Source organism: Vibrio profundum (assembly GCF_050337555.1).
GTDB classification, from domain to species: Bacteria; Pseudomonadota; Gammaproteobacteria; order Enterobacterales; family Vibrionaceae; genus Vibrio; species Vibrio profundum.
On sequence record NZ_JAKJTA010000016.1, the window covers coordinates 1 to 12,994 of the forward strand.

The window sequence follows — 12,994 nt, forward strand, 5'->3', positions numbered from 1 at the left end:
AATATATCCACAGCGAATTTTTCGAATAGTACAAATCACTTGAGCTGATTCAGTTTTGGCTGATGTAAACCTCATCGTAGGTCGAGAAGCCGCTTCAGCAATAGCATCGGCATCAATGAAGTCGTTTTTATTTGTTTTAACGTAAGGTTTCACGTATTGAGGAGGGATCAACTTAGCTGTGTGACCATATTCAGCACACTTTCTAGCTAGCCAATGGGAGCCGCCACATGATTCCATTGCGATAATTACAGGCTCATGGAAAGATAAAAATTCGAGGAGCTTTTGGCGAGTAAACTTCTTCTTAAACAATTGATGCCCAGACTGGTCGTGACCAACTAAATGAAAAGAGTTCTTACCTAAATCGATTCCAATAATGTATGGGATATTCATCTGGTACTTTCCTTTTTAAGACTAAACCTATTCGAGTTTAGCTGTAGGGAGGGACGTACCATCTCATTAGATATGCTGGATACTGTCGGGTAGCTGGCGCAATATCTCTGGGACGGCTTCAATACCTAACCCGACACTAAATAACAAGGCGACAATGAGCATTGCACGTTGCCCAAGTGGTTTTTGGGTGATGATGCGAATGCCAGTGGCGACTACGCTACCAAACATAACTAGGGTAGCGCCCCCTAAAACAGGCGTGGGGATTTGTTCAATGAGGTTGGCGAAAAACGGCAGTAATCCTAATATCCACAAAATTGCACCAATATAGGCCCCGACATATCGGCTAGCAACCCCGTCATTTGGATCACGCCATTGTTTTGTGCGTAGGTCGTGCTTGGCAGTGAACCAAAAATCGCCGAGATCATGCTATAAAGACGTCACGAGCATTTTTTCGGTAAGCAGAACGCCTAACTCTTAGTGTTTTATGGAGATTTTTGTCTGGATACGTTAGTCGTGAGAGTTTCGGAGGACAATCTCAGAGCCTCTTCGACATTAACTCCAAATGTAATTGCGCCAATAGCTTTGTTCTCTTTGAAAACGCTTATACTGATTTGAGACTGGAATAGATGTGTTGAATGGTCATATTTTATGTCATCGATGAACGCTTCTTTTGACTCTAGTCCAAAGGTATTAATGAATTTAGACTCATCCCCTTGCCAATAATCGCTCGTTATATCACTTTGACCAACATTTAAACCGTGTTTGTTCATCGCAAATATTTCGGTGTATAAGTTTGGGTGATTTGTTTTTATTTCTCTTAAATATGACGATAATTTATTCGACATAATCCGTTGGATTAACTCTCCTGATTGTGATTTTCGTTCTTCAATCCAAGTTTGGTCAAGCTTACTGATCTCCTCGAAATCTATACTGTCCATCTTCTTATTCGATGCGCTAATCGACTCAATCAATACGCTAGACTCAGCGACTTTAGCGATTGCTCTAGCCTGAGTGTCTAGAACCGATTTAAACTTTTTATTTAACTTTGAGCCTACTGGTTCACAGCTTTTAATGCTTTCATTTAGTAGTGCAAAGTAATTAGGGTTATTTTTAATAAATTTGTTGGATATATAGGCACCTAGTGTCGAAAATCGGATGAATTCTCTGCCAAACTTTCCCAAATCTATCCCCATTTTTTGAGATGTTGCCTCGATTTGAGTGCTATCGGATAAAAGAAGGTCCACTCTTCCTATACTTAATAGTCCTAATGCTTGCTCAATCGACAGGACAGGGTGGACTTTTTTGTATTGATTGTCTGCTAGCCATCGCTCTTGACTGCTACCTAATACAACAGCAATGGATGAATCATGATAATCGCCGTTGACTTCTGGGAGTGTTTTAGTCCAATACCAATACCAAGATTCGAGTACTAACGGAGTGGAAAATTGGGCAACGGAATCTAACGCTGAATTTTGTTCATAGCTGAATATAATATCCACCACAGATGCCCTTAGAAAACCAACCGATCTTTTCCAAGGATACACAGAGATTTTGTAGGGAGTTTCCAACTTATCTAATGAGCATTTCATTAAGGCCACGACACTTCCGGATAACCCCGATGTATCCTCTACTTGATAGGGCGCATTGATACTCATCCCTATACGAACTTCATCCGCTAACGTAATACTGGAGTATACTAGGATAAAAATTAGTATGATTTTTTTCATAGGGTTGGCACACATTACTTTTCTCTAATTCACTAAGTTTAGTTGGTTGTGTAGCTCTAACGACTTTCTTTTGTTATTTGCGTATACGCCTGACCTCGGAGGCCAATAGTGTTTGATCGGAAATCTTCGTCCTTTTCTAATCATTAGCTTATCTAAAGGGTAATCTTGTTTATTTTCATTAGGTTAGAGTGGTGGCTCTTCTTGAGTTACGGCAGGCAGATGCCGGAATATGAGTAGATGAGATTTGTGCTCAACCTGTCCGGATCAGACTTTAATTGTCCTCTTTAAGTCTAGTAAAGAATTGAGAGAAATATATGCTGGAACTGCATACGAGGAAGCATTCAGCGTGACAGGATCGGAACATATTTGAGATCTGGGATAGCGTTAAACGAATTCAACCTCAGAAATTAAACCTAATATTTGAGGGGATTAGTATGATGGACACTATCTTGCAGGGCTTGGTGCTGTTAAGCAGTTTATTTTTGGCCGGTCTAGGTATTAGAACGGTGTTCGTACCTAAGTCGATGGTTGAAGTTCTCGATATTGGAATAGAAACAGCAGCAGGTCTCAATACGGTGCGGGGGTTTCTCGGTGGTTTGTTTATAGGTTCTTCAGTTATATTGGTGACTGGGCTGGTCACCGGCAATACTACTTTTTTCCTCGCAGTGGCAATGACAATGAGTGCTGTCGTTTTTGGTCGATGGGTCGGCATCGCTGGGGATGGTTTTGACAGAAAAATTGGCTTCCCATTGGTTATGGAGATGATTATGGTGACCATTTTTGTTGTCGCTTACACGTATCTCGGAGTTTAATTTTTAATGAAAGATTAAACTTCTAAGTATTTGGGAAATTTCTTTTGGTAAGCGGCTGGGTTAGCCTTATCGACTGTTTAAATACGCGGCGGAAGAAACAGACGCTCTTATTTTTTCTTTTGCCACAGCATGAGACCCAATGCCGAAAACCCAGTTCCGCCGTCAGTATGTTATTCGCACTGCAACAAACCTTTTCTCAGGATATTAAGCAATATGAAAACTAAAGTTAGTCTTCGGTATGCTGAACAGTAACCTTCTTTTTATAGGCAGAAGGCGATAACCCTGTGGAGCGCTTGAACACTCGGCGAAAAAAGCTAACATTCTTGTAGCCGACATCGTATGAGATCTCATCAAATGAACGTTGACTGGTTTCAAGTTCCCTCTTTGCCGCTTCGATTCTCACCATTTGGAGGTAGTTCAACGCCGTTTCCCCTACGGCTTGTTTGAATCGGCGATGGAAGTTTCGTGGGCTCATCGCAGCACGTTCAGCCATCGCCTCCATCGATAAACTTCGATTCGAGTTTTTTTCAATCCATTCTTGGATTTTTAAGATCACAAAATCTTGGTGATTTTTCTCAGGAAGAAAAATAGGGATATTAGGTGAAGGCTTGTGGGTTAGATCCATAAAAGCATACAGCGAAGATTGTAAGGCGATAGCACTTCCACAATATCGGTTTATTAAATAGGACGTTAGATTGAGATCCGCAGTTGTCCCTCGGCTACATAGCAAGTTCCCCTCATCAATAACTGCCTGATCAGTGCATAACTCAACCTTTGGATATCGTGCTCTAAAATCTTTTTCAGCTGCTCGGTGCGTCGTGGCCTTTTTTCCATTGAGTAGCCCCGTTTCGGCAAGCGTAAAAGCGCCTGTGCCTATAGAAGCGAGATCTGCGCCTTCTTTATGCCACTTAACCATCCACTGTATTTGTAAATTTAAAGTCGGATCTGAACCATTGAACCTAGGTCCTTGAGAAGGAATAATAATGAGATCAGTATGGACCACCTCGTTTATCGAACAGTGTGGTGTGATTGGCACTTGGTTGGATGCCATCACGGCTTGGCCATCAACTGTGGCAATCTTTACATCAAAAAAAGGAGATTGCTTAGCTTTTACATGGCCGCTCCATAGAGCACCAGCATGTAGCAACATATCCATCGGCCCTCCAATACTTGAGAATAAACAATGATCGGTAGCTAAGATGATCACTTTTTTCATCAATTACTCCAATATAGGAAAACGTTCCTCAAGCTTCAGCTTGCTGCTTAACCAAGCGTCTTTGATATTCTGGTATAATTATCATCCAGTAGACCCTGAGGGCTCACCTTCAGATTGGGAAATGAAATGGAATGATTTTCACTTTATATAAAAGAAACTGGATTGCTGAAAGGTTTTCAAAAAGATACGTTAAGGTTAGATACATAAGTTTATATCTCAACAAAAACTATTATTAGCTCCATTCCGGAAATATAAAGTCCAATATGGACAGAAATCAAAAATAATAATATAGATATAATAAAACCAGCCCACATGAGTGGGCTGGTTTTGGTTTTTTTGTCAGAAATGAACCTTGAAATTGAGCTACAAATATGAGTCGTTAATCGCTATGTTACCCATTATTTTAATAACCTATTCATTGGTAGTGGTTATTATCTAGAATCAGGGTTGAGGCTGTACCAAATTTTCCATTTGATATGCCGTCATTTTTATCTCTGCACCTTCTTCTCTCAATGGAATAAGAGTCTTATATTCATCACTTTCAAATACCGACTGAAGGTTTTCCATACTTGGGAATCTAAGGACAACGTTGAGCTCGTGATCACAATCGCCACCAGTAATGACATACTGTGCCTTTCCCATAACGATTGGCTCTGCGCCATAAGGCATGGCGAGTTTTTGTACTTTTTTAAAGTACTCTTGAAGTTTTTCTGGTTGTTTTACTTTAATCGTTCCTATCATATATGCGCTCATGTCGCCTCCTGAATATATAGTTTATAGAAATAGATACCTAACTTCATTAGGCGTTCCCAAGATAACATACGGTGTTAACCGTTATACATCAATAAAATGTCACATGGGAATCGTCGTTTTATAAGTCATGTCATAGGATCAAAAATATTGCTACATTAGATTATAAGTTGGCAATAATAGACCTTTAACTTACAGGCCTAAGATGATTTTTTGAAGAACTCTTCCGATGAGCATGTTGACAGACGGGATGCCACAGCCATTTTGCAAATATTAGACAAGCCTACTCATTTCTATCGCGTACCTGGCCATCAAATATTCTGCTGAGTGCTAAGCTAAAATAAGGTTCAATTTTACTAAGAGTTTGATAGATGAAACCTTATTGCACATTGCTATTGCTTTTAACCGCTTGCCAAGCATCGACGGTATCTGAGCAACGTAAGGTGGCGAAGGTAGCGGTTCCAGATGATGCGTATCACGCCTCGATCTGTAGCTTTTCTCTATACAGTGGAGAACATTGCGCTAGTAAAGTTGCGAGCAATACTAAACGAGAGACGCTGCGTAGAGTCGAGTTATTAAAGGCGCTGGAACCGCAATATAAAAACAAGTTACCCGGTTTTAAATCCATTTTCTATGCTTCGCATCCCTCGGTTAACAGTGATGGAGGGCCGGTGCCATATCATTTATTTGTTTTATCTGACATCGTTCCCGAAAAAGAAACTGGAGGGAGCGTGTATGTATTCACGCACCGCTCTTATGACTTTGTCCTACTATGGAAACCCGACAGCCATGCGCTGTCTCGCTTAGCGAAAGCAGGTACACCCATTCATGAATTTGTTGATTGTTCCGCTTTGGTTTCCAATACCAATCTTAACTGGGCGAAGTACTATTCTATTGTGAGTGTTCCGTGCGGTTGAGTGTTAGTAGATCCTTTTTAAAAGGCTCTGTGATTGTTTTGAACATACCTTTAACTCTTTGACTTAGGTTGGGTTTTGTGCTGGTGATTGCCAACTATTAGGGGCTTTAAAAAGTTCTTTTGTATAGGGTGCGATGCTGAAGGATGACAATAAGAAGGCAAATTCATTTTATTCAAAATATTAAGTAGCCTCTCGTCATGTGCAAGTATCTCCATTGTTTTCGACAACATAAAGTCGTGGAAACCATAAATGGGTGCTTTGCTGCTAGAGTAGGCAAAGTAAGTATCGTAGCAAGGTGCATAGACCAACATTGAAACATAACCTGACGTTAAGCCGGGAGTAAAGTAAAGGGGGCCACTGGGTGTGTCCCGTTTGAATACCCCAAAACTATAGCCTGCAGCAGAGCTTGAACTATATGCACGCCCATTCTCGGTGTCGGTAAATTTAAACTGATTAAGGCCGTAGAAGCCTTTGGCATTCGGAGAACTAATTCTAGTATGCATCCACTCAACCATATCAACGGGCGTGGAAAGCAAAGCTCCGGCAGTTCTGAGCCAAGATCCGTTCATGTTTGTTTCGTCAAATTGATTGCGAAAATAACCGTGTACCATTTTATTGTGTATAGACTGCTTGTAGCCGGTAGGGGAGTAGTAAGTTTGCTTCAGGTTGGTTTTCTCAATGAGATGAGTGATAAGTTGTTCGGCAGGTTGGTGGTAGACTTTGGCTAAGATCATCCCGAGTAAAACATAATTTGTATTTGAGTACTGCCAACCGTGTCCCGAAGAGAAAGCCTTTTTACTGTTGTACGACAGTTGTACTAACTCGCTTGAAAGCCAAGTTTTGTCTTTCTCAACAACTAAGTTTTTCCACCAATCTGGCGTTGCATCGTAGTCTATAATACCACTGGTTTGATTGACGAGTTGCTCAACAGTTATGTCTTTCCACTTTGAGTACTGCGGAAGAAGCTGCCCTAGTTTATCGTTGAGTTGAAGCTTTCTTTCATCAATTGCTTTAGCAATCAGGGCAGCAGTGAAGGTTTTGGTGATACTACCGACTTTAAACATGCTGTCTTGCTCAATTGCTGTGTGGTTCAGCATTGAAATACTGCCAGTGACAAAGCTCTGTGGGCTTGGGTTACTTGGGGTTAAGATTGCCATTGAAACCGCATTGATATCAAATCGGTTTTGGGCTACTTCAACGACTTGCTGAAGCTGTTGGCTGGTGGATGTGCTTTTGGCAAAGGCATTCGTCGAGCAGATAACGATGCTGCAGCTAACAATAACCTTTCTTATGTGTACCTGTAAATCCATTTTCTGGCCCCAATTTTCTTATGGGTTAATTTATGCGTTTTTGCATTTGAAATGTCACTTTACCAGCTAAGTCAGGTGGTTAGAAGGCAGTTGGTTTCTTTTGGGTGAGGGTGGTGACGCCAATGTTTTGATCTAGAGACAGTATTCTCGCCCTATAAAGGTGCCCATTATCTTGTCGTGCATGGATTCTGAGTTTGAATCCCTAATAGTCTTTCTGACTAATTGTTTTAAGCCCATATAAATAATGAGTGAACGTTGAAGGTTCTGTTTATGAACAAGTCATAGGCGTTATACTGTGGCTCTGATTTATATAACTCGCTGCTTCTATGAAAACCAGTTTAAGTATCCGCGCTTACACCAAACAACTGAAAAGCCATGTGCATGGTCATTACCATCAACTTGTGTTGCCCATTCAAGGTAAAATTGATATCGATACGGCGGGCTATGTAGGTAAAGTGACAGTGGGGGAATGTGTGGTGATTTCAGCGGGTGTGCCCCATGCTTTCAAAGCCAATGAAGCCGCTCGCTTTATTGTGGTGGATCTAGATAGATTGCCAGATTATTTACTTAATGAACATTTGGTTTTGTTTTCGGTTTCATCTCCTATGCTTAGTTTTCTCCATTTTGTTGAAAAACAGCTTGAATATCAGGTAGACAGTGGAATAGAAGCTTCAATTGTTAATGTTTTTTATATGCTGTTAGAGCAGCAAGAATCCGTTCAGCTTCTTGAACCTAGGATTCGTGCGGTACAAGAGATGATTGCTGAACAATATGATCGGCCATTAACGATAACGGATTTATCCAAAGCGGCTTGCCTTAGTCCAACTCAGTTTAAAAAAGTCTTTAAAGATAATTTAGGGATGAGTGTCCACAAATATATTACCGAACATCGCATGGAAAAAGCCAAAGCACTACTCACCCATACGGACTTACCCGTTCAGATTATCGCTGACAAAGTTGGGTATAGTAACCTTTCTGCTTTCAGCCGCCGATTTTCTCTCCATTTTGGTATGTCTCCACGTGAATTTGCACGATCCTGAATAAATCGTCTGGACGAACAATAATTCCGTCCTTTTGACAAAATGTTACTGTCCTTTTTCCGCTATGATTTTCATCACGAGTAAATATTACACTTTGGTGGTAATCACTTTGACAACGATCCAAAATCGACTCAGTCCATATCAAAAAGGCTGCCTGTCTATATTGTTCGCGTCTCTTTTATGGGGAACAACGGGAACGGTTGCTAGCCTTGCTCCAGAGATTAGCCCCCTTGCTATCGGCGCTTTTTCGATGGGTATTGGGGGGATGGTTCAAGCAAGCTTGGCATACACTGAGATAACACAGCACTGCAGAAAAATCCTATCGCATAAGAAGAGGTTATTCATCAGCGCGCTGGCGCTCGCAATTTATCCACTTGCCTTCTATTCATCTATGAATTTAGCAGGAGTCGCGGTAGGTACTGTCATTTCAATCGCGACCGCCCCATTTTTTTCTGTATTACTAGAATGTCTTTTTGGCAAAAATACTTATATTACCAAACAATGGATTTTAAGCTTTGGGATTGGGGTAGTAGGGATTACGCTACTCGCCTTCTCTGAGCTTTCGGGGATGACTCATGGAGATTCAAGTTTAAGATTGCTCGGCATCGTTCTTGGCATTGCCGCAGGTTTGACATACGCCATCTATTCTTGGGTTGCGAAAACTATGATAGATGAAGGTGTTCCGTCGCAGGCTGCAATGGGCAGTATTTTTGGCATCGGTGCAACACTACTCATTCCAACCCTCATTTTTACAGGGGGCACCCTGTTTTCTTCTTCAACTAATGCGCTAGTCCTTGGCTATATGGCGGTAGTTCCAATGTGTTTCGGCTACATCGCTTTTGGTTTTGGATTAAGGCATGTTGAGGCAAGTAACGCGACCTTACTTACATTACTTGAACCTGTGGTCGCTGCAGCATTGGCAGTTGTCGTTGTCGGTGAACTGATTCCACGACTCGGTTGGTGTGGCATAGGGTTGATTACTATCTGTTTGTTGATTCAATCTAAAAGTGAATGGTCGCTGACTTTGTCGTGGAGCAAATAATTTTAGTGACACCTTGATGAGTTATCATTATTTTTTGAATATATTCTAATTTCAATCTCCTTTTTAACTCAATTTTCAACCAATAATGATGTCAGGTGCTGGAGTTTTGGTTGCTCTATGTACAAAATAATACGCCCATCCATTTCATCTTTTCCTACTCTAATAGATAAGCCATAAAAAATGGATCTTAGAATGGAGTCGGTGACCCATGAACACACCAATAATTGCAGACAATAAACCTATCAAAGTAGAGTTAAACAAAGGCCAAGAGTATTATTTTTGTACATGTGGGCGTTCCCAAAAGCAGCCTTATTGTGATGGTTCTCATGCGGGTTCTGGGTTTTCGCCCAAAAGCTTTATCGCGGAAGAAAGCGGCGACGCCTATTTATGCCGATGTAAACATACTGCCAACCCTCCATTTTGTGATGGTTCTCATAAACAGTTTTCGAATGCCCAAATTGGTCAGCAATTAGCAGGTGTCCAGATACAAAATGTGGGAGATGCTCCGGTTGCAACGGCCACCGAGGAAGAGCCGACAGTCGAGTTTATTCATCAGTTAGCGCGAGAGGGGCTGAGTAAAGTCGGCCACCATGGGCCGATGACCTCGATGGGGGTGCCGAGGCATCTACTGCCCCATTGGGATGACCTACAAATTATGGTCGCGCAGATGGCCAGACAACCACTGCTGGAAAATATCAACGTTGGCACCGAGTTGATTATTGGCCCTCAAACAAGGAAACCACTAAGACTGGCTATTCCTTTGTTGGTCTCTGATATGAGTTTCGGTGCGCTCTCAGAAGAGGCGAAAACGGCACTTTCGATGGGCGCGGAGCTAGCAGGGACAGGAATTTGTTCTGGTGAAGGTGGAATGCTGCCCGAAGAACAAGCGGCCAATTCACGCTATTTCTACGAATTAGCCAGCGCGGGCTTCGGTTACGATGAATCAAAATTGAAATCGGTCCAAGCATTTCACTTTAAAGGGGGACAGGGGGCTAAAACAGGCACTGGCGGACATCTTCCTGCGAATAAAAATGTAGGGAAAATCTCTGAAGTACGTGGTGTTGTAGAAGGGACATCGGTGGTTTCACCTTCAACCTTTAAAGACCTTCATACGGCGGAAGACTTTAAAAAATTTGCTGACCATGTGCGGGCAATAACGGGAGGTATCCCTATTGGGTTTAAGCTCAGCGCCAATCACATTGAGCAAGATATTCAGTTTGCTCTCGATGCGAGCGCTGATTACATCATTCTTGATGGCCGCGGTGGTGGTACTGGCGCAGCTCCTGAGATGTTCCGCGATCACATTAGTGTGCCAACCATTCCAGCTCTTGCTCGGGCGAGAGCGTATCTCGACAAACAAGGAGCTAGCGGGCGAGTTACCTTAATTGTTACCGGCGGGCTGAGAGTTCCGATGGATTTTGTAAAAGCCATGGCGTTAGGGGCCGATGGCGTCGCGATTGCTAACAGTGCCATGCAGTCGATTGGCTGTGTTGCTGCTCGTATGTGTAACACTAATAACTGCCCCGCAGGGATCGCAACTCAAAAGGCAGATTTAAGGCAACGGCTGAATGTTGAAAAATCCTCTCAACAATTAAGTAATTTTTTTAACGCCTCAACTGAGTTGATGCAAGTGATGGCGAGAGCATGTGGGCACGACCAGCTGAGTATGTTTAATATCAACGATCTCGCCACATGGAATCGTGAATTGGCGTATTTATCGGGGGTCAAATATTCAGGAGTGACAGCGTTGGGGGACTCAATGAAGTAAGCGGTTTTCCATTAAGGCATTGATCTTTGGTGAGCCCTTTTTGAACGGCATGGTAAGACTCTAAATCGCCCCGCCAAAACAACTATATGCACCACACTTAGAACGATATTAACGGCTAATTATACAATTCATGAGGACATTGGCCGTGTTTATGACCACTTTACACATTGAATGGCTTTTGAAGGTATTCGCGTAAATGTGGCTATTGGTACATTGTTGATTGAGTCTCGTACTGCGAAATTAGGCAGCCCCTAGTTTTAAATAGCATAAATGGATCAGCAGCACATTGTTTACATTTACTGAATCAAATACGAACTGTAATACAACTCGACCTCGATGTTAATTTTCTGGTTGATGTTTAACCAGATGTTGAATTGAAAAGGCCTTTTACTAGGTGATTTCTGCGTTTACCAAGCTTAGGAACGAATAATAATACATTGGGTGAATTGGTTTTATGTAAAGTTGATTATGAGGATATGAGTTAATCTGTCATTATATTGAATCTACTCACTTTTCCTCACAAAGTCAGTTTTGCAACAAGTCTGAAATAACAGTATGCTCATCATGCAGTATTCTTTTCATATTGCGGTATGGAATATTTTATGGACAGAGTACGCAGTAAACTTATTCAATCTCCCATACACGCAAAGTCACCAAGGAACTAGGAGACCAAAAATATGCCGATAAAAAATGTAATTACCACCTCGTCTATTTTGATAGTTATGGGTATAGGGATGGCCGGTGTTGCTCATGCAAAAAATTCGAAGCAAAATCAATCCAGCTCAGACCAAAGTACAGTGACTATTGACCGTCATAATATGATTGACAATCTCAGCCTTGTAGACAGCTTTTCAATCAGCGCGGACGACATAGAAGACGCCATTATCAAGGGCGAAGGCAAAACGGTAACCCTTGGTACTTTTTGTGCTTATTCGAACCATAAAGATAAAGAATTACCTGTTACTGCCTCAAGTTCAGATGGCGCTTATAATTTGGTAGGCAGTGGCGATTTATCAGGTTTAAAGGTTAACTATCAGATCGCAATCAATGGCGTAAGTATGCCTTACAATAAAGCGACCATTGTGACCGCAAAAGGTGGAACGAACCATATAAGCTGTAATGGGTTTGCTGAAGAAATTGAGCTCACCATTGCTGCAGACGATCTTAAGGCCGCTAAAGCTGGTTCATATGATGCGAAGTTAGATTTGGCCACTTCCTCAACATAGCTATATGATTTTTAATCTATTTATTTCCATTGATGTTGTAGGTTTGTAATGCATAAAACAGTTATTTCCGTCATGCTTTTTCTTTTTGCGCCACTACTTTTCACACCACTACTCTATGCGAAAGCACTGATTGGTGTCAGTCCGCAAGTGGTAGAGCTTGGTAAGGATAACCGCAACGAGTTTGTTACGGTTAAGAACTCTGGAGATACTAAAGCGTATATCGGTATCTTTGTTTATGACTCTGACAAACCTCAAAGTGAGCAATCTCAGAAGGATACGCTAAAGCGAGCCTACAAGGTGATTGTTTCTCCAAGAAAAATGGTTTTGCGCCCTAACCAAATCAAAAGGGTGCGAATCACTAACTTAACCAAAAACGTTAAAGCAGATAGGGTGATTGATATTGTTGTTGATCAAGTCGTCCCAAACCACAAGACATCATCGGTAGCGACTGCTGGAGGCATGGGAGTCAAAGTTCAAGGTTCAATATTACGAGTGGTTAGAGTGTATATCAGGCCTAACGTGCTAAAACCTCACTTAGATTACAAAGTCTCTAGCCAAAGTCATCAAAAAGAGGTTTTACTTACCAACAACGGAAACACAAGTATCAATCTGGTTGAAATAAAAGCTTGTAAAGCAGATGATCAATGTCAATCCATTGCCCCTGTCACCTTGTTTCCAAACCACAAAGATAGCTTGCTCGTCCCTAGTGGCTCAAAATATCTTAGGTTTGGGGAAAAAGTCGTTAATAAAGTTGATGACGTCGTGATTAAAGTTGGTTAAGGATAATCTCTAGACA

12 protein-coding genes and 1 pseudogene are annotated in these 12,994 nt (G+C 41.7%); 7 read left to right on the forward strand and 6 right to left on the reverse strand.

Annotated features, from left to right (window positions below; all coding sequences use genetic code 11):
• The 3 genes and pseudogenes from L4C34_RS15125 to L4C34_RS15135 form a co-directional block, all read right to left on the reverse strand.
• The coding region (locus tag L4C34_RS15125; protein WP_428790183.1) for an IS110 family transposase at nucleotides 1–390 on the reverse strand (390 nt) is incomplete at its 3' end.
• 66 nt (nucleotides 391–456) lie between these two features.
• Nucleotides 457–815, reverse strand: a pseudogene (locus L4C34_RS15130) (solute carrier family 23 protein).
• Nucleotides 816–872: 57 nt separating this feature from the next.
• Nucleotides 873–2,117 carry a substrate-binding periplasmic protein gene (locus L4C34_RS15135; protein ID WP_428790184.1) on the reverse strand — a complete coding sequence of 415 codons (1,245 nt, stop codon included), beginning with the start codon at nucleotides 2,115–2,117 and terminating at the stop codon, nucleotides 873–875.
• Between the two features lie 434 nt (nucleotides 2,118–2,551).
• Between L4C34_RS15135 and L4C34_RS15140 the strand changes: the two genes are divergently transcribed.
• Nucleotides 2,552–2,929, forward strand: a complete 378-nt coding sequence (locus tag L4C34_RS15140) for a DUF4345 family protein (protein WP_428790185.1) — start codon at nucleotides 2,552–2,554, stop codon at nucleotides 2,927–2,929.
• Nucleotides 2,930–3,155: 226 nt separating this feature from the next.
• Here L4C34_RS15140 and L4C34_RS15145 read toward each other — a convergent pair whose 3' ends face one another.
• Both L4C34_RS15145 and L4C34_RS15150 read right to left on the reverse strand, forming a co-directional pair.
• Complete coding sequence (locus tag L4C34_RS15145; RefSeq protein WP_428790186.1) at nucleotides 3,156–4,145, reverse strand: GlxA family transcriptional regulator; 990 nt, start codon at nucleotides 4,143–4,145, stop codon at nucleotides 3,156–3,158.
• A 441-nt stretch (nucleotides 4,146–4,586) separates the two neighbouring features.
• Entirely contained in the window at nucleotides 4,587–4,898 is a 312-nt protein-coding gene (locus L4C34_RS15150) for a DUF1330 domain-containing protein (RefSeq protein WP_428790187.1), read from the reverse strand.
• 368 nt (nucleotides 4,899–5,266) lie between these two features.
• Here L4C34_RS15150 and L4C34_RS15155 point away from each other — a divergent pair, with 368 nt between their 5' ends.
• Nucleotides 5,267–5,812, forward strand: coding sequence for a hypothetical protein (locus tag L4C34_RS15155; protein ID WP_428790188.1), 546 nt, complete (start codon nucleotides 5,267–5,269; stop codon nucleotides 5,810–5,812).
• A gap of 50 nt (nucleotides 5,813–5,862) precedes the next feature.
• Here L4C34_RS15155 and L4C34_RS15160 read toward each other — a convergent pair whose 3' ends face one another.
• Complete coding sequence (locus L4C34_RS15160; protein ID WP_428790189.1) at nucleotides 5,863–7,122, reverse strand: serine hydrolase domain-containing protein; 1,260 nt, start codon at nucleotides 7,120–7,122, stop codon at nucleotides 5,863–5,865.
• Nucleotides 7,123–7,448: 326 nt separating this feature from the next.
• On the opposite strand from L4C34_RS15160, the gene L4C34_RS15165 reads away from it, so the two are divergent.
• The 5 genes from L4C34_RS15165 to L4C34_RS15185 all read left to right on the forward strand — a co-directional run bounded on the left by L4C34_RS15165 (nucleotide 7,449) and on the right by L4C34_RS15185 (nucleotide 12,978).
• The gene (locus tag L4C34_RS15165) at nucleotides 7,449–8,162 is read left to right on the forward strand and encodes a helix-turn-helix domain-containing protein (protein ID WP_428790190.1); all 714 of its coding nucleotides are present in this window, start codon (nucleotides 7,449–7,451) and stop codon (nucleotides 8,160–8,162) included.
• Between the two features lie 64 nt (nucleotides 8,163–8,226).
• Nucleotides 8,227–9,204, forward strand: a complete 978-nt coding sequence (locus L4C34_RS15170; RefSeq protein WP_428790191.1) for a DMT family transporter — start codon at nucleotides 8,227–8,229, stop codon at nucleotides 9,202–9,204.
• A gap of 208 nt (nucleotides 9,205–9,412) precedes the next feature.
• Nucleotides 9,413–10,972, forward strand: coding sequence for a glutamate synthase-related protein (locus L4C34_RS15175; protein ID WP_428790192.1), 1,560 nt, complete (start codon nucleotides 9,413–9,415; stop codon nucleotides 10,970–10,972).
• 677 nt (nucleotides 10,973–11,649) lie between these two features.
• On the forward strand, nucleotides 11,650–12,198 hold the full coding sequence (locus L4C34_RS15180) for a hypothetical protein (protein ID WP_428790193.1): 549 nt from the start codon (nucleotides 11,650–11,652) through the stop codon (nucleotides 12,196–12,198).
• 48 nt (nucleotides 12,199–12,246) lie between these two features.
• Nucleotides 12,247–12,978 carry a fimbrial biogenesis chaperone gene (locus L4C34_RS15185; protein ID WP_428790194.1) on the forward strand — a complete coding sequence of 244 codons (732 nt, stop codon included), beginning with the start codon at nucleotides 12,247–12,249 and terminating at the stop codon, nucleotides 12,976–12,978.
• The last annotated feature ends 16 nt before the right edge of the window (nucleotides 12,979–12,994 follow it).

Bases quoted from the DNA above. Each gene is read 5' to 3' on its own strand.
- L4C34_RS15135 (WP_428790184.1), bottom strand. From the start codon at position 2,117: ATGAAAAAAATCATACTAATTTTTATCCTAGTATACTCCAGTATTACG.
- L4C34_RS15140 (WP_428790185.1), top strand. From the start codon at position 2,552: ATGATGGACACTATCTTGCAGGGCTTGGTGCTGTTAAGCAGTTTATTT.
- L4C34_RS15145 (WP_428790186.1), bottom strand. From the start codon at position 4,145: ATGAAAAAAGTGATCATCTTAGCTACCGATCATTGTTTATTCTCAAGT.
- L4C34_RS15150 (WP_428790187.1), bottom strand. From the start codon at position 4,898: ATGAGCGCATATATGATAGGAACGATTAAAGTAAAACAACCAGAAAAA.
- L4C34_RS15155 (WP_428790188.1), top strand. From the start codon at position 5,267: ATGAAACCTTATTGCACATTGCTATTGCTTTTAACCGCTTGCCAAGCA.
- L4C34_RS15160 (WP_428790189.1), bottom strand. From the start codon at position 7,122: ATGGATTTACAGGTACACATAAGAAAGGTTATTGTTAGCTGCAGCATC.
- L4C34_RS15165 (WP_428790190.1), top strand. From the start codon at position 7,449: ATGAAAACCAGTTTAAGTATCCGCGCTTACACCAAACAACTGAAAAGC.
- L4C34_RS15170 (WP_428790191.1), top strand. From the start codon at position 8,227: ATGATTTTCATCACGAGTAAATATTACACTTTGGTGGTAATCACTTTG.
- L4C34_RS15175 (WP_428790192.1), top strand. From the start codon at position 9,413: ATGAACACACCAATAATTGCAGACAATAAACCTATCAAAGTAGAGTTA.
- L4C34_RS15180 (WP_428790193.1), top strand. From the start codon at position 11,650: ATGCCGATAAAAAATGTAATTACCACCTCGTCTATTTTGATAGTTATG.
- L4C34_RS15185 (WP_428790194.1), top strand. From the start codon at position 12,247: ATGCATAAAACAGTTATTTCCGTCATGCTTTTTCTTTTTGCGCCACTA.